The sequence below is a fragment of the Paenibacillus sp. 7541 genome (assembly GCF_002276395.1).
Lineage (GTDB): Bacteria > Bacillota > Bacilli > Paenibacillales > Paenibacillaceae > Paenibacillus_AQ > Paenibacillus_AQ campinasensis.
The window spans coordinates 1-15,962 of sequence record NZ_NQLZ01000004.1 but is presented as its reverse complement, the minus strand read 5'-3'; the positions used below and the strand labels follow the sequence as shown (position 1 = coordinate 15,962).

General features: G+C 52.4%; 14 protein-coding genes. 12 read left to right on the top strand and 2 right to left on the bottom strand.

Going from position 1 to position 15,962, the window contains the following annotated elements; genetic code table 11:
* Positions 1–106: 106 nt before the first annotated feature.
* Entirely contained in the window at positions 107–1,336 is a 1,230-nt protein-coding gene (locus tag CHH75_RS02325; protein WP_095265420.1) for an aminopeptidase, read from the bottom strand.
* Between the two features lie 145 nt (positions 1,337–1,481).
* On the bottom strand, positions 1,482–2,216 hold the full coding sequence (locus CHH75_RS02320; RefSeq protein WP_095265419.1) for a FadR/GntR family transcriptional regulator: 735 nt from the start codon (positions 2,214–2,216) through the stop codon (positions 1,482–1,484).
* A 110-nt stretch (positions 2,217–2,326) separates the two neighbouring features.
* Between CHH75_RS02320 and CHH75_RS02315 the strand changes: the two genes are divergently transcribed.
* From CHH75_RS02315 to CHH75_RS02260, 12 genes are all read left to right on the top strand, one after another.
* Positions 2,327–3,742 carry an FAD-binding oxidoreductase gene (locus tag CHH75_RS02315; RefSeq protein WP_095397364.1) on the top strand — a complete coding sequence of 472 codons (1,416 nt, stop codon included), beginning with the start codon at positions 2,327–2,329 and terminating at the stop codon, positions 3,740–3,742.
* Complete coding sequence (locus tag CHH75_RS02310) at positions 3,735–5,099, top strand: (Fe-S)-binding protein (protein WP_095265417.1); 1,365 nt, start codon at positions 3,735–3,737, stop codon at positions 5,097–5,099. Before CHH75_RS02315 ends, CHH75_RS02310 begins: the two co-directional genes overlap by 8 nt.
* 123 nt (positions 5,100–5,222) lie before the next feature.
* A complete protein-coding gene (locus tag CHH75_RS02305) occupies positions 5,223–6,086 on the top strand; it encodes a MurR/RpiR family transcriptional regulator (protein WP_095265425.1) in 864 nt (287 codons plus the stop codon).
* Positions 6,087–6,308: 222 nt separating this feature from the next.
* Complete coding sequence (gene murQ / locus CHH75_RS02300) at positions 6,309–7,220, top strand: N-acetylmuramic acid 6-phosphate etherase (protein WP_095397363.1); 912 nt, start codon at positions 6,309–6,311, stop codon at positions 7,218–7,220.
* Positions 7,221–7,274: 54 nt separating this feature from the next.
* Entirely contained in the window at positions 7,275–8,744 is a 1,470-nt protein-coding gene (locus CHH75_RS02295; protein ID WP_095397362.1) for an ABC transporter substrate-binding protein, read from the top strand.
* Between the two features lie 113 nt (positions 8,745–8,857).
* Positions 8,858–9,751, top strand: coding sequence for a carbohydrate ABC transporter permease (locus tag CHH75_RS02290; RefSeq protein WP_095265415.1), 894 nt, complete (start codon positions 8,858–8,860; stop codon positions 9,749–9,751).
* 17 nt (positions 9,752–9,768) lie between these two features.
* Positions 9,769–10,629 (top strand): carbohydrate ABC transporter permease, encoded by an 861-nt coding sequence (locus tag CHH75_RS02285; protein WP_095265414.1) that lies wholly within the window; start codon positions 9,769–9,771, stop codon positions 10,627–10,629.
* Positions 10,626–11,813 (top strand): anhydro-N-acetylmuramic acid kinase, encoded by a 1,188-nt coding sequence (locus CHH75_RS02280; RefSeq protein WP_095397361.1) that lies wholly within the window; start codon positions 10,626–10,628, stop codon positions 11,811–11,813. The genes CHH75_RS02285 and CHH75_RS02280 overlap by 4 nt, the downstream gene beginning before the upstream one ends.
* A 95-nt stretch (positions 11,814–11,908) precedes the next feature.
* Complete coding sequence (locus tag CHH75_RS02275) at positions 11,909–12,898, top strand: GNAT family N-acetyltransferase (RefSeq protein WP_095397360.1); 990 nt, start codon at positions 11,909–11,911, stop codon at positions 12,896–12,898.
* Entirely contained in the window at positions 12,874–13,578 is a 705-nt protein-coding gene (locus CHH75_RS02270; protein ID WP_095397359.1) for a PIG-L deacetylase family protein, read from the top strand. The genes CHH75_RS02275 and CHH75_RS02270 overlap by 25 nt, the downstream gene beginning before the upstream one ends.
* 159 nt (positions 13,579–13,737) lie before the next feature.
* Complete coding sequence (locus CHH75_RS02265; RefSeq protein ID WP_095397358.1) at positions 13,738–14,880, top strand: exo-beta-N-acetylmuramidase NamZ family protein; 1,143 nt, start codon at positions 13,738–13,740, stop codon at positions 14,878–14,880.
* Positions 14,881–14,913: 33 nt separating this feature from the next.
* Positions 14,914–15,873, top strand: a complete 960-nt coding sequence (locus tag CHH75_RS02260; RefSeq protein WP_095265409.1) for an N-acetylglucosamine kinase — start codon at positions 14,914–14,916, stop codon at positions 15,871–15,873.
* Positions 15,874–15,962: the final 89 nt, after the last annotated feature.

The following is a 15,962-nucleotide window of genomic DNA, read 5'->3' as shown; positions in this document are numbered from 1 at the left end:
AAGACAGCCGCGGCTGTCTTTTTTTTTGCTGTTGATCACTAGGGTCGATAGCCTCCAGGTCCGGTAGAGCCTCGAGCTCACACACAGCTCTTCGTTATGTTAAACCTCAGACCCAGCGGCCCTGGCGGAATACAGGCTCCACCGTGCCGTCGGCCAGCTCGCCGTCGATGTCCAGCTCTGCCGAGCCGATCATGAAATCGACATGCGTCAGGCTGACGTTGGCGCCCTTGGCTAACAGCTCATCCTTGCTCAGCTTCGTTCCGCCCTCGATGTTGACCGGGTAGGAGCTGCCGAGCGCAAAGTGACAGGAAGCATTCTCATCGATGCCGGTATTATAGAAGATACGGTTCAGACGGGAAATCGGTGAATCATGCGGCACCAGTGCGACCTCGCCTAAATAGGCGGCTCCTTCGTCCGTTTCGAGCAGGGAAGTCAGATGCTCTCTGCCGGATACCGCATCATAGTCGGTCACTTTACCGTCCTTGAAAGTGAAGCGCAAGCCTTCCACGAGACGTCCGTTCAAGTTGAGCGGCATCGTGCTGGTGACCGTGCCGTTCACCCCGGTGCGCAGCGGCATCGTGTAGATTTCCTCGGTCGGCATGTTGGCTACAAAATACACGCCGGCCTCATTCTCGTCGCCTCCGCCAAGCCACAGATGGCCTTCGGGCAGCTCCACGCGCAGGTCGGTGCCCGGCGCACGGTAATGCAGGCTTTTATAGCGCTTGGTGTTCATAAATTGCTGTCTTGTCTTCAGCTCTGCGATATGCTCACGCCAGGCGGCGACCGGATCGTCACTGCCGACGCGGTTCATCAGGAAGACAGCATCCCACATGGCCTGAATGCGCGATTCTTCCGGCAGATCCGCAAACACTTTGTCCGCCCAGGCACGGGTTGGGGCCTTGATGAGGGACCAGCTGACCTGGTTGTTGCGGACATAAGACTGGTATTTCTCGCGCGCTACCGCCGCGGCTTTCACAGCGGTTGATACTTTCCAGGAATCGATGCCGCGGAACAGCTCCGGATCCGGCACCTTGATATGCAGAACGGCACCGCCGCCTTCGGCCAGCTGCTCCATCATGTCAGCCTGCCATTTCGGGTAGTATCCGAAGGAATCATCCGGCGCTTTCTCGTACCGGAGGCGAGTGATGCGCTCATCGTCCCATTCCACCTGAACGTATTTGGCCCCTGCGTCATAGGCTTTGGCTACGACCAGCCGCGTGAATTCCACGGTTTCCAAGGGAGCTTGCACGATTAGCACCTGGCCGGGCTGAATGTTAACCCCAACCTTGATGACGAGCTCCGCGTATTTTTCCAGCATCTGTTCGAAATTGTTCATATGTACAGCCTCCATCTTCAAACTATCCTTCTATTCTAACATAAAGCGAGGAGAGGGGCAGTGGAGGCATCGCTTCATGTTCTGACCACGCGCGGTTCAGGAGATTAAGGGAATCGCGAGTCGGCTTCATGCGCACAGCGATGCCTCATTCAGCCTGGCCCGTGCCATCGTAGCGCCCGCCTCGTTTCAGAACCATATCGACCTTGTGCAGATGAGCCGATATGAGCTGGCCTGCACGCTCAGCGTCCTGGGTTGCAATCGCTTCGTAGATGGATTGATGCTCCTTCAGCAGTTGACTGGCAGAGGACTTATCCTCGAAAAACCACAGCTGTCTCGATTTGCCGATCGTTTCCGTCAGCTTGCTCGTCAGCGATTGCATCAGCTCGTTCAGCAGCTGGTTGTGTGACGCGCTTGCGATAGCGAGATGGAAGTCGATATCCGCTTTCTCGCTCCGTGCGGTGTCATCCTGCTCCAGCGCCAGCTCCATAACGGTAACAATTTGCTTCAAGGCAGCAAGATCCTGCTCGGTTCGGCGCTTCGCCGCGCTGGCCGCCGCACCGCTTTCCAGATAAATGCGCACCTCCAGCAGTTCCTTCAAATCATCCGCATCGGCAAAAGGATCCTTGGCATCGCTATGAACGGTCGGAAGCAACTTGCTCACAAAGGTGCCTCCCCCATGCTTGACGTCGATCCATCCTGTCGCCTTCAGCGCACTAAGCGCTTCGCGGATCGTGGAACGTCCAACGCCATATGCAGCTGCAAGATCAACAACCGAAGGCAGGCGCTGTCCCGGCTGCAGTGTTCCATCTTCGATTTGGGAGAGGATCATTCGCTTTACAATTTCATGTCCTTTTTCGGTCTCAACTTTAATGGATTGCATACGGCCTCCAAAAATTTGTAGCATATGCCTATACTGTACATGGCTGTTCCGCTATAATCAACCATAAAGTCATCAGATGACCTGCTCACTTAATCTTAAGGAGGCTATTTATGATCACGGAATCGATGAGCAAACAGCTTAAAGCCATCGTGGGCGATAAGTACTTCAGAACGGATCCGGAGGCGCTGATCACGCATTCTTATGATGGAACACCTATGCTGCAGGCGCTGCCGGACGGGGTGATCTATCCCGAAACGACAGCGCAGGTGAGCGAAATTATGAAGATCGCCAGCGCGAACCGGATTCCAATTGTAACGAGAGGCTCGGGATCCAATCTGTGCGGGGGCACAACCCCGCTCCAGGGCGGAATCGTCATGGTTATGCATCGCATGAACCAAATTATTGAGGTGGATATGGAGAACTTGACCGCGACGGTGCAGCCGGGAGTAATTACCGGCCATTTCAGCAAGCATATCGAGGAGCTCGGCTTGTTCTATCCGCCGGATCCGAGCAGCATGAAGATTTCAACGATTGGCGGCAACATCGCGGAATGCTCAGGCGGCTTGCGCGGGTTGAAATATGGAACCACGAAGGATTACGTGTTAGGCCTAACAGCCGTGCTCCCGAGCGGCGCGGTGATTCATACCGGCGGCAAGCTGGCAAAGGATGTGGCTGGTTATGATCTGACGAAGCTGCTGGTGGGCTCCGAAGGAACGCTGGCTGTCATTACCGAAGCGATTCTGAAGCTCATTCCGCCGCCCAAAACGAAAAAAACGATGGTTGCGATGTATAAGGACATTTATGGTGCCGCCCGTACGGTATCTAAAATTATTCAGCAGCACATCATTCCTGCCACGCTGGAAATACTGGACAATCCGACAATCCGCGTAGTTGATGACTTCGCCAAAATCGGCCTGCCGCTCGATATGGCTGCCATTTTGATTATCGAGCAGGATGGCGAGCCGGAAATGGTCGAACGGGATATCGAGGCCATCTACACCATTTGCCGCGAAGAGCAGGCTGATCGCTTGGAGATCGCACAAACGCGCGAGGAAGCAGAGAAGCTATTGACGGCACGCCGCAGCGCATTTACAGCACTGGCGCGCTTGCGTCCGACTACGATCCTGGAGGATGCAACGGTACCGCGCTCGAAAATTGCCGAGATGATTCTCAGAACGAATGCTATCGCGATAAAATACAACGTCAATATCGCCACCTTCGGTCATGCCGGTGACGGGAACCTGCATCCGACGGCAACGACCGATGCCAGGGACTCGGAAGAAGTGCACCGCGTGGAAGAGGCCTTTGCCGAAATCTTCGAAGCGGCGATTGCACTGGGCGGAACGATTACAGGTGAGCATGGTGTCGGGAGTGTGAAAGCGCCATACCTGGAATGGAAGGTTGGCGAAGCGGGAATCGAGGTTATGAAGGGGATTAAGGCGGCGTTTGATCCGCATCATATTTTGAATCCGGGCAAAATGTTTGCCAAGGAAACGAGAAAGAGGCTGGTGATTCATCATGGCTAGTCCGACAGGCAAATTCGGCAAGCCGGCTATTGAGCACAGCAATCCGCTCGCGCGGACATTGCTGGAGAAGCTGGATTACGATCAGCTGACGAACTGTATGCGCTGCGGCTTTTGCCTGCCGGCATGCCCTACCTTTCATGAAACCGGGATGGAGCCGGCCTCGCCGCGCGGGCGAATTGCCATGATGAAGGCGGCTGTAGACGGACTGATGGTGCCGGATCAGCAGTTCAAGGATCAGATGAACCTCTGTCTGGGCTGCCGTGCCTGTGAGCCGGCCTGCCCGGCTGATGTGAAGTATGGTCAGCTGATTGAACAGACGAAGGAAGCGATAGCGGAGCATGCGCATTATACCGCACCGGTCAAGATACTGCGCAATACGTTGTTCAAAAAGGTATTCCCTAAGCGCGGCAGCTTGAAGCTGCTGGGCGGCACGCTTGCCCTCTACCAAAAGTCCGGCTTGAAGAAAATGGCGCGAGCCAGCGGCATGATGAGGCTGTTTCCCAAGCATCTGGCTGAGATGGAGAGCATTATGCCGCCAGCAAGCAGCAAGGGCGTTGTTGAGCGGCTTGGCACCTTCTATCCGGCCCAAGGCGAGAAGGTGGGCACCGCTGCCATGTTCCGCGGCTGTATTATGGATGTGATGTTTGCAGGCACGAACGTGAACACGGTGGAGCTTCTTTCGGCGGCTGGCTTCGATGTGCATATTCCGGATGCGCAGGTATGCTGCGGGGCGCTGCATGCGCACAGCGGCGAGATCAACGATGCACGAGCGCTGGCCAAGGCCAATATTGAGGTGTTCAAGAAGCTCGATATCGATTACATTGTATCCAATGCGGGCGGCTGTGGCGCGCTGCTGGTGGAGTACGATCATTTGCTGATGCAGGATGATCATTATCGTGAGGATGCAAAGTGGTTTGCAGAACGCGTCATCGATGTGAGCACGCTTCTCGTAGCAAAGGGAAACCCGTTGCGATTTGCTGAGCAGGCCGCCGGGCAGGAAGAAGTGAAGGTGACCTATCAGGACTCCTGTCATTTGCGCAATGTGATGAAAGGCGCTCATGCGCCGCGTGTGCTGATGAAGAAGGTTGCCAATACCGAGTACATCGAGATGGTGGATGCGGATCGCTGCTGCGGCTCCGCAGGGATATACAATGTCGTGCAGCCTGAGATGGCCGGAGACATCCTTGCGCATAAGATGGAGCATGCCAACAACACGCAGGCCAGCTATATGCTGACAAGCAATCCAGGCTGCCTGCTGCAAATGAAGCTTGGCATTGAGAAGCATCAGCCACAGCAGACGATGAGGGCGATGCACCTTGTTGACTTTTTGCGTGAGCGAATGATATCCTCGAAATAGTCAAAATTAGTCGAACTGTGAAACACACCGGGCGCTGCCAGATGAACGATATCATTCAGCGAGTGATGCTGTAGTCTTGCTTATGATGGAGATGGATAGAATACAATCGTGAGTAGGTAGATGATGAGTATTAATAACAATGTGTTAATTAAAATTCGTGACATGAAGGATAGTCTGACCCCGGTTGAACGCATGGTGGCAGATTATATTTTGGAGAACACCGAGGAGATTCCTCATCTTTCCATCAAGGCGCTCGCACAAGCGAGCAAAACGAGCGATGCCTCCGTGCTTCGCTTCTGCAAAACGATGGGCTATAGCGGCTATCGTCATTTTATTGTGAGCATATCCGCGTCACTCGGCTCTCGCGATGAGGATCAGAAGGCGCAGTATACCGACATCCAGCCTGGCGATAATCTTTCGACGATCATCTCGAATATTTCCTTGAACAATTGCAAGTCCATCGAGGATACGCTCAGCGTCATTGATCGTGAGCAGATCGCGAAAGCGGTGGAAGCGCTTCGCTCCAGCAAGCGCATCGCGTTTTTTGGCATTGGCGCTTCAGGGTTAGTGTGCATGGATGGCGAGCAGAAGTTTTCGAGGATTAACAAAATATGTCATTCCTATACAGACGGCCATAGCCAGCTGACGGCAGCCACCCTGCTGGAGGAGCAGGACGTTGCTATCTTCGTATCCAACTCAGGTGAAACCGTCGAAATTCTGGACGCGCTGGACATTGCGCAACGAAACAAAACGAAGTGCATTGCCATCACCAAGTACACCCGAAGTGAGCTCGCGGAAAAAGCCGATATTGTGCTAAGCATCTCTACTCCCGAGCTGACGATTCGCAGCGGCGCAATGGGTTCGCGCATTGCCATGCTGACGATCATCGACATCCTGTTTGCGGGTGTAGCCAGTGCGGAATATGAACATGTTAAGGTCCATTTGAAGAAAACGCACAATATTTTATTGAAAAAGCATCGACATTAATCTGTATTATGGGAAAGAAGACGTTAGTCGCATTTGCGGATTGATGTCTTTTTTTTGTGTGTAATGAAATAAAACATCGGAATTTTATTTTTATTTGAATTTTTATTTCAAAAAGTATTGACGGTGTGTAAGCGGTAAATTAAGATAGAAATATAGGAATTGTTAAAAAAACTAACATATAAAGTAAAGAGAATGTTAGGAATAACAACGAGGAGGGAGACCATGAATGACTACCTTGCGGGATTGACAACGGAGGCCATTAACCCGGATACCTTGTCGATCGATGAGTGTACCACCGAACAGATGGTGCAGCTTATGAATCAACAGGATGCGCTGGTGCCGGCAGCTGTCGCACAAGAAATTCCGCAAATTGCAAAGGCGGTAGATATTCTACACCAAAGGTTATCTCATGGTGGGAAGATGTTTTATATAGGAGCAGGTACATCTGGACGATTAGGCGTATTGGATGCTTCTGAATGTCCGCCAACGTTTGGCACGGACCCTTCCTTGGTACAGGGGTATATCGCGGGCGGGGACACGGCATTGCGAAATGCGGTTGAAGGTTGCGAGGATAATTTGGAAGAAGGCATGTTGCTAATTGACAGCATTGGTGTAACAAACAAAGATGTGGTCATCGGCATATCGGCTAGCGGCAGTGCGCGCTTTGTCATCGGCGCATTAACGAGAGCGAAGGAGTTAGGGGTAACGACGATTGCGGTATGCAATAACAAGGGCTCCAAGATCGAACCGATTGCTGATGTGGCCATTACACCGGTTGTGGGTCCAGAGGTCATTAGCGGCTCCACTCGTTTGAAGGCAGGAACTGCCCAGAAGCTTGTGCTCAATATGCTCACCACCTGCACGATGGTGAAGCTGGGGAAAACCTACAACAACTTAATGGTAGACCTGAAGGCAAGCAACCTCAAGCTTGTGGACCGCTCTGTTCGCATCATTATGAGAGCAACCGGCGTAGATGCTGCTACCGCTTCTGCTGCGCTTGAGAAGGCATCGATGAACTGCAAACTCGCCATTATGATGGTGAAGACAGGACTGGAAGCCAGCGAGGCAGAACAAGCGCTAACTCAGCATAATGGCCGCTTAAAGCATGCCATTCATGCTCAGATGTCGAGTTAGGTGAAGTGAGGAAGACCAGGTTGGATGCAATTATTAATGGGGAGGCATGTATCTATGAAAAAAGGATTGCGCAGGTTCACGCTGTTGTTAACTGTCATGATGCTTGTGTCATTATTGGCAGCTTGCGGAGGCAGCAACAATAACAGTCCGGGTTCCACAAATTCTGATTCATCCGCGAACACAGGCGGATCTAGCGGCAACGGCGGTGGCGAGCTGGAAAAAGATACAATCACAGCATTGCTGCCGCCAGTGTCCGCGAATTACCAAGCAAGATTTTCAGATATGGAAAAAGAATTCAACGAGCTGTATCCGCATTTGACATTGAAAATTGAACCTGCGAGCTGGGAGGATATGACGCAGAAGCTGGATACTCAGGTTAATGCCGGATCTCCGCCGGATATCGCATGGGTAGGCTCTACAGCCATTTCCAAGTATGCAGCGCTTGATGTTCTTGTAGACCTCAGCGATGTCCTTACCGACGACGTAATTGCAGATTATGATCCAATTCCATTGCAATACTTCCAGTTGGGGGATGGGCAGTACGGCTTGCCGGCTTACATGGCCATCCATTCGATCGGCGGGAACCGGCAGTTCCTTGAGGAAGCGGGAATCGACTGGAGATCTGTACAGCAGAACGGATGGACTTACGAAGAATTCCGTGAAGCGATCAAAGCCGGCGTCGTCAAGGATGCAAGTGGCGAAACGACCCGTTACGGCTTCGTATTCGCAACCGCTGGCGTCACCTCCAAGGACTATCTGAGCATTATGGCGAAATCGGCCGGATTGCCAGAATACTTTGATGAAAACTTGAAATTCACATACACCAGCAAAAACTTCCTCGGTCTGCTTGAAGCGATCCGTGAAATGATCGATGACGGTTCGATGCCGAAAGAGCTGAGCTCGATTGATGCCGGCAAGCGCTGGAACATGTTCCTGACAGGTCAAACGATGATTACAGGTAAAGGTCTAGCAAGCTTCGAGAACTCGGCTCGTCTGAACAATGAGAAAATTCAAGCAAACGATGGCTCTGCCGTAGCCGATTCCATCGAAGCTGAATATATCGCCTTGCCTGTCCCAACCTTCAACGGTGCGGATTATGTGCCGACAACGGTGGTGGATGGTTACATCGCCCTTCGTGGCAAAAAAGAGCCGACAGAGCAGCATATCCACAATATTGCGTTAGCGATGCACTACTTGTCTTCCGGTTCGATCGCGGCGAACTACAGCAATGAACTGTTCTTATCTCCTATTACAGAGTCCGCTCGCAATGCGGAAGTACTTGAAGAATACCCTCGTAACGAGGATAACCTGAAAGCAGACCAGGCGATGATGGACAAAGCCGTGGCGGCTCGCACGGATATTCCTACAGAACTCGCTGCGGAAGCCATCAAAATTGAAACCGAGGTCATCGTACCGAAGCTTCAGGCATTGCTCGCAGATGAAATTACACCTCAAGAGATGTATGACGCCGTTAAAGCAGCTGCGGTGAAATCCTTCGGTGAAGACGGCGTTGTCGTTGACTAACCGATAGGGGAAGCAGATGAAAGCTGTACGTATCTTGAACGTACAGCTTTCATTCTGGCTTTCGTCTAGCGTATGTACTGTTCCAGGAAGAGAGGTGCGGCCCAGTGAATCAAATGTTGACCAGAAAAAGAAGATTAAAACTTGAAAGTGATACAGGTTGGGGATATGTATTCATCGCGGTAGCTCTGATTGCGTTCAGTTTATTCACCGCCTATCCGGTAATCAATGCATTTGTGATCAGCTTGCAGGAATACAGGCCTTTGGGGTCCACTTATGTAGGGTTGGAGAACTTCAAGGAATCTTTTACAGACACATTGTTTTGGAAGGCCGTTAAAAATACGGTGGTGTACACCCTGTTAACGGTGCCTGCCAACATATTCATTTCGTTCTTAATTGCAATCTTAATCATTCCTTTCAAAAAAAGGACACAGACGATCTTCAAGGCGGTTTATTACTTGCCGGCTGTAGCTTCAGGCGTCGCGCTTGCGGTCGTATGGCTATGGATTTTCGACCCGCTCAAATCAGGCATTGCCAATCAAATCGTGGCATTTTTCGGCATGAGCAATCAGAACTGGCTTGGCTCCAGTGCAACGGCCATGTTCTCCCTCGTGTTAATGTCATGGTTATCCAGCCATGGTACAGCGATCATTATTTATTTGGCTGCATTGCTCGGGATCGATAACAGCTACTATGAAGCTGCTGAAATTGACGGTGCGACATTTCTGCAGAAGCTATGGTATATCGTCGTTCCTTTCCTTAAGCCCACAACGCTCTTCCTACTCGTTACAGGCCTAATCGGCTCCTTCCAGGTATTCCAGAACGCTTACCTTATGACAGGCGGCGGACCAGACCATGCAACGACAATGGTAGGATTGTTAATCTTTAACAATGCGTTCACATATTTTGAATTTGGAAAGGCAGCAGCACAATCGCTGGTACTGGCCGCAATCATTGCCGTGATATCCTTCGCTCAGTTCAAATTTATGGGTAAAGATATCGAATACTAGGAAAAGGGGCGAAACAAATGGCTTTGTATAACAACAATTTTAAAAGCAGATGGGCTTTGTTCGCTCGCAATGGCCTGATTATTGTGTTCCTGATTCTGTTTGCGCTGGCGACCATTTTTCCGATCTACTTTATGCTCATTTCCTCATTCGGAGATCCGGTGGAAGCTGGGGCCATGAGCTATTCGATCATACCGAACAAGATTTCGTTCGAGTCTTATAAATTCTTCTTCCAATTCAGTCCGCATACCTGGGATTGGCTGCTGAACTCATTCATCGTAGCCGCATGCATTACCGTCTCGAACGTGTTTTTTGCCACACTGGCAGGGTACACCTTTGCGAAAATGAAATTCAAGGGCAAAAACATTTTGTTTGCGATCCTGCTGGGGTCGATGATGATTCCGGGCCAAGTAACGCAGGTGCCGCTGTATATTTTGATCGTGAATATTTTTGAGCTGCAAAATACGTATGAAGCCTTGATTATGCCCAGCATCGTGACCGTATACAACATCTTCCTGGTGAAGCAGTTCATGTCTTCGATTCCCGGTGAAATTCTGGAGGCTGCTAAAATCGAGGGCTGCTCTCAGCCTAAAATTTTCTGGCACATAATTATGCCGCTATCCAAAACGGTGATGGCCGTGCTGGCGATTCTGACGTTCATGGCGGCTTGGAATGATTTCTTCTGGCCCTTCCTCGTCACGAACACGATGGATATGCAGACGATTCAGGTCGGTTTGAAAAGCTTCCGCTTTGCCAATACGACATACTTTGCCCCTATGATGGCAGGTGCGACCATCTCGGCGGTGCCGATGTTTATTCTGTTCTTCAGCTTGCAGCGCTACTTCCTTGAGGGGGTAACCGTAGGAGCGGTGAAGGGATGATAACCAGAGCAAATGCATACGCTGTCGGCTTAATGTCGGGAACATCCGTGGACGGAATAGATGCCGCTGTAATCAAGATCCATGCTGCAAGGGAGCAAGAGCTTGACGTTCAGCTGCTCGCCTTTGAAAACACGCCCTATCCGGAACAGACCAGAAACCGAATATTCGAGCTTTTTGATCCGGCAAAGGCAACGATGGATAAGGTCGGAATGATGAATATGTGGCTAGGTGAGCTGTATGCCAATGCCACATATTCCGTTATTGCCAAGAGTGGCTTGAAGCCCGAGCAAATTAGTGTCATCGGCTCCCATGGACAAACGATCTACCATGCGCCATGGGATCATGCGATTGACGGTCATACGGTCCGTTATACGGTACAAATTGGCGAAGGTGCTGTTATTGCCAATCGAACAGGCATACCTTGCGTATCGGATTTCCGTGCCGCAGATATGGCCGTTGGCGGGCAAGGCGCGCCGCTCGTGCCGTTTACCGACTACTTGCTGTATCGCAGTGACAAGCATACCAGGCTGCTGCAAAATATTGGCGGCATCGGCAATGTCACCGTGCTGCCGGCAGGCGCTTCCGCGGAGGAGGTGTATGCCTTCGATACCGGCCCTGGCAATATGATTATCGATGCGCTGATTGCACAGCTGTATGCACCCCTTACGATGGATATCGGCGGTCAAATTGCCGCTCGTGGGCAAGTGATGGATGAATTGCTCTCCTGGATGCAGCAGGATGATTATTATGCGATGCCGCTTCCTAAGTCAACCGGGCGAGAACGGTTCGGCATGCAGTACACGGAGCAAATTCTAACCATGATGCGAGAGAAACAGTGGCGTGCAGAGGATGTTGTCGCGACGGTTACCTACGAAGCGGCATGGTCGATCTATGACAGCTATAGCCGATATGTTGCTCCGCGGCATCCGGCCCAGCAGCTGATTGTCGCCGGTGGCGGCAGCTATAATGCGACGCTTCTAGGTTACTTGAAGCAGCTGTTCTTGCCGCTCGGCATAGACGTACTGACACAGGAGGAGATTGGCGGCAACAGCGATGCCAAGGAAGCGATTGCCTTTGGCTTGCTGGGCTATTACACGCTGCAGCAGCTGCCTAACAACATTCCGAACGTAACCGGAGCAAGCCGCCCGGTTGTGATGGGCAAGCTGAGCTGGCCTGCACGTTGATGGGATCGTAGGTTGGATCAGATCGTATAAGAGGCAGAAGTCATGTACAGACCGCGAGTGGCTTTTGAAAACACTCCGTACTGGAGGGATTCCCGATGATAAGACCCTATAGAGCAGATGATTTACCGGAAGTTGTAGCGCTCTGGAATCAGGAGGCGGTCAAGCATCACTACCAGCGATTGACAAATGAATCGTTCACCAGGACATTTATCAAGCAGCCATACTACGATCCGGCCTGTGTGCTTGTTGCTTATGAGGATGATGAGCTTGTGGGGTTTGCAGCAGGCTGCACGGGGGATGATTTGCCGCTAGGCGAGGCTGCCGGGTACATCACCTGTGTGTGGGTGAAGGAAGGCAGCGGCCCGCAGCTCGTGGATCAGCTGGTGGGGCGGCTGGAGCAGAGATTCGTCCAGCTTGGCAAAATACAGGCTGAGGTGCTCTTCTTCAATCCGGTCAAGCTGGGGTGGCATATGCCTTCAGAGCCTCGGCATGAGCATAACAACGCGCCGGGCATAAGCAAGGATCTGCCGTTGTATCGGTGCCTGGTTCAGCGTGGTTACGTGGACCGCGCGACACAGTGCGGCATGTACTTGAAGCTGGGGCAGTTTAACGTACCCGGCGATATTATTGCGAAGGAGCAGCGTGCTGCGGAGAAGGGATATACGGTAGTGCGCTTTGATTCCGCCGTGCATCAAGATCTTAACGGCTTGCTTGCAGCACTGGGCAATCCGCAGTGGCAGCGTGAGATTATGGAAGCCGCGGCGGCGGGAGTTCCATTGCTTGTCGCTGCGTTGGACCATCAATGTGTCGGCTTTGCCGGACCGATCATAAGGCAGACGAACGGCCGCGCTTATTTTAGCGGGATCGGCGTGCATCCAGAGCATGAAGGACATGGGCTGGGCAGCGTACTCTTTTTCCGCATGGTAGAGGCGTTTCAGGCAGCAGGTTGCGAGTATTCCACGCTGTTTACAGGCAGCAATAATCCGGCGATCCGCATTTATGAGCGTGCCGGGTTTACGATCGAGAAGCAGTTTTCCATATTGCGAAAGGAGCGATTAGCATGCGTGAACAACAAACGATCCTAGCCGTTGGCGCCCATGTCGGCGATGTAGAGCTTGCCTCGGGCGGCGTGCTGGCAAGTCATAGTCTGAAGGGCGATCGCATCGTCACGCTGGCGTTAACAGCCGGAGAGCGAGGCGTGCCGGCCGGGCAAGATATGAGGCAATACCGCGTGCAGAAGATTCAAGAGGCAAATGTATTTGCCGAGATGCTGGGCGGAGAGGCGGTCGTGTTCGATTATCCGGATGGCGAGCTTCCCGATACCGAGCAGGTCCGGATGGAGGTATGCGATGTGATCCGCCGCGTCAAGCCGAACGTGATCATTACGCACTGGAAAAACAGCATGCACAAGGATCATGCGCTTACGCATCATATTGTCAATGATGCCCGTTTCTATGCCAGCATGCCTACGATTGAGCGCGAGCTGCCCCATCAGTTCGCGGCCAGACTGTATTACTCCGAGAACTGGGAGGATGCCGTGGACTATGTCCCGTACGTCTACGTTGATTTCGACCAGGCGGCGTTTGATCTATGGATCGAGGCGCTGAGTAAGCATTGGTTCGTCACGGGCAGCAAATCATTCAGGTATTTGGATTATTATAAGGCGTTAGCGGTTGTGCGCGGCTGTGAGGCAAGACAAACATATGCGGAAGCCTTTATGGTTCCAGCTGAAACGATGAAAATTAGACAATCGAGTTTATTATAAAGGCGAGGCTTTTTCACCGCGCGCTGAGAGCTGGACGCTGGGCGGTGTACGAAAAGATAAAGCGGCGTGTTTCTTGGCTTGTCAGCATACCGTCGTTTCTTTACCGCATGAGGAAGCAGCAAGGGACCGGATGCTATAAAGATTAGGAGGCAGCATGAAATGGTACGTAACGGCGTCGATTCGCTACTGAACTATCGTCACCTGCTGGAGGGCAAACGAGTGGGTTTGATTACAACGCCTACGGGCCTTACGGCAGATTTCAGATCGACGATATCCATCGTGCATGAGCATTTTCACTTGGCGGCGATGTTCTCGCCGGAGCATGGCGTTCGAGGCGATTTGGATGCAGGCGCGCTGGTGGATACGTATATTGATCCTTATACGGGGGTGAAGGTTCACAGCCTGTACCGCAAGGACTCCAAGCGTCTCACGCCACAGATGCTGGAAGAGATCGACGTGCTCGTATACGACATTCAGGATGTTGGGGTGCGCTATTATACATTTATCTATACGATGCTGTATGCGCTTGAGGATTGTGCGAAGGCGGGGATACCGTTCATCGTGCTTGATCGGGTGAACCCGCTGGACGGCGTAACGGTGGAGGGGAATATATTGAAGCCGGGCTTCAAGTCATTCGTCGGCAATTATGAGCTGGCGGTCCGCTATGGATTGACGGCGGGCGAGGTGGCGATGATGGCGAATGATCAGCAGGGCTGGAAGGCCGAGCTTCATGTGGTGCCGCTGACGGGATGGACGCGCGACATGCGTTTTCCGCAGACGGGTTTGACCTGGGTGCATCCATCGCTGGGCATGCCGCGCTATGAAACGGCGCTGCTCTATGCGGGCACATGCTTGTTCGAGGGAACGAACTGCTCAGAAGGAAGGGGCACGACCTTTCCGTTTGAAATGATCGGCGCGCCTTACATCGAAGCACAGCAGCTGGCCGATGTGATGAACGCGAAGCAGCTGCCAGGTGTTCGCTTCCGTCCCGTGCATTTTAAGCCGACCGCCTCGAAGCATGCAGGTGAGTTATGCGGCGGCGTCCAGCTGTATGTCACAGAAGATCAGCTTATCAGGCCGCTTGAGATCGGTGTCACGCTAATGTTTGCCATTCGGGATATGTATGAGCCGTTTTCGTTCCTACCGCCGATTAAGGAGGGTTCTCGTCCGTTTATCGATCTGCTGTGCGGTGACCGTTTATATCGAGAGACGCAAGCTTCCGCATCACAGCTGCTGGAGCAGTTTGCTGAGGATAGCAGGCGGTTCGCTGAACTGAAAAAGCAATACCACATTTATATGTAAGGGCTGTACAGCGCAAGTGAAGGGGGATCTAAGGTGGCCTATGTCATTGGTATAGATGGTGGCGGCACGAAAACAGCGGTAGCAATCGCCTCTGATCAGGGCGAGCTGATCGAGCAGTTCCATGTCGGCGCGATTAATTACAATGGCGGCGATGCCGAGACGATTGCCGCTTCCTTTCAGGAGATGTTTGACCGCATCAAGGCATGCTGTGGTTCGTCCGGCCCGATTCAGCAAATCGTGATCGGGGCAGCAGGCATCAGCAATCCGCAAGTCAGCATAAAGCTCGAGCACAGCGTGCGCAGGCAAGGCTATGAGGGTGCGCTCCGGATAACAGGGGATCAGGAAACCGCCCTGTACGGCGCGCACAATGCGATGCAGGGGATTATTTTGATCGCGGGAACGGGCTCCATCTGCTTTGGGGTCAATGCGAAGGGAGAGAAGCATCGAAGCGGCGGCTTCGGGCATCTGATCGATGATGAGGGCAGCGGCTACAGCATTGGCCGACAACTGCTGTCGGTGCTTGTTCAGGCGGAGGATGGCAGGCTGAGCGATACTGTGATTCCGGCGATGGTCTACAAGCAGCTTGGGCTGCACACGGTGCAGGAAATTATCGGATTCGTATATAGCAAGGAAACGACCAAGAAGAACATTGCTGCCTTAGCGCCAATTATGACAACAGCATGTGAGCAGGGAGATGAACAGGCTCTGCGGATTGCGAAGCGATGTGCGGACAGTCTGCACGAGCTGCTTGTACCCGTGATCGAGAAGCTGGGGCTGCAAGATAGTCCCATTGCCGTGGCTGGCAGTGTGCTGCAACAGTCTCCCTTCGTTCAGGAGGCGCTCGCCAGTAAGCTGAAGGAAACGTATCCGAGCACGCGTTTAATCCTGCCGATGAAGAATGCCGCATACGGAGCCGTGCTCATGGCATGTAAGCTGCTGCGCGAGCGTTCAACATGCGCCACACGAACCTCATGGCCGGCGGACGGCAGATAAAAAGGCAGATTGCCGCTGATCCTTATTGGGATCGCAGCAGTCTGCCTTTGTGTTAGGTTTGGTTGGAGCATGCTCACTGCGTCATGCAG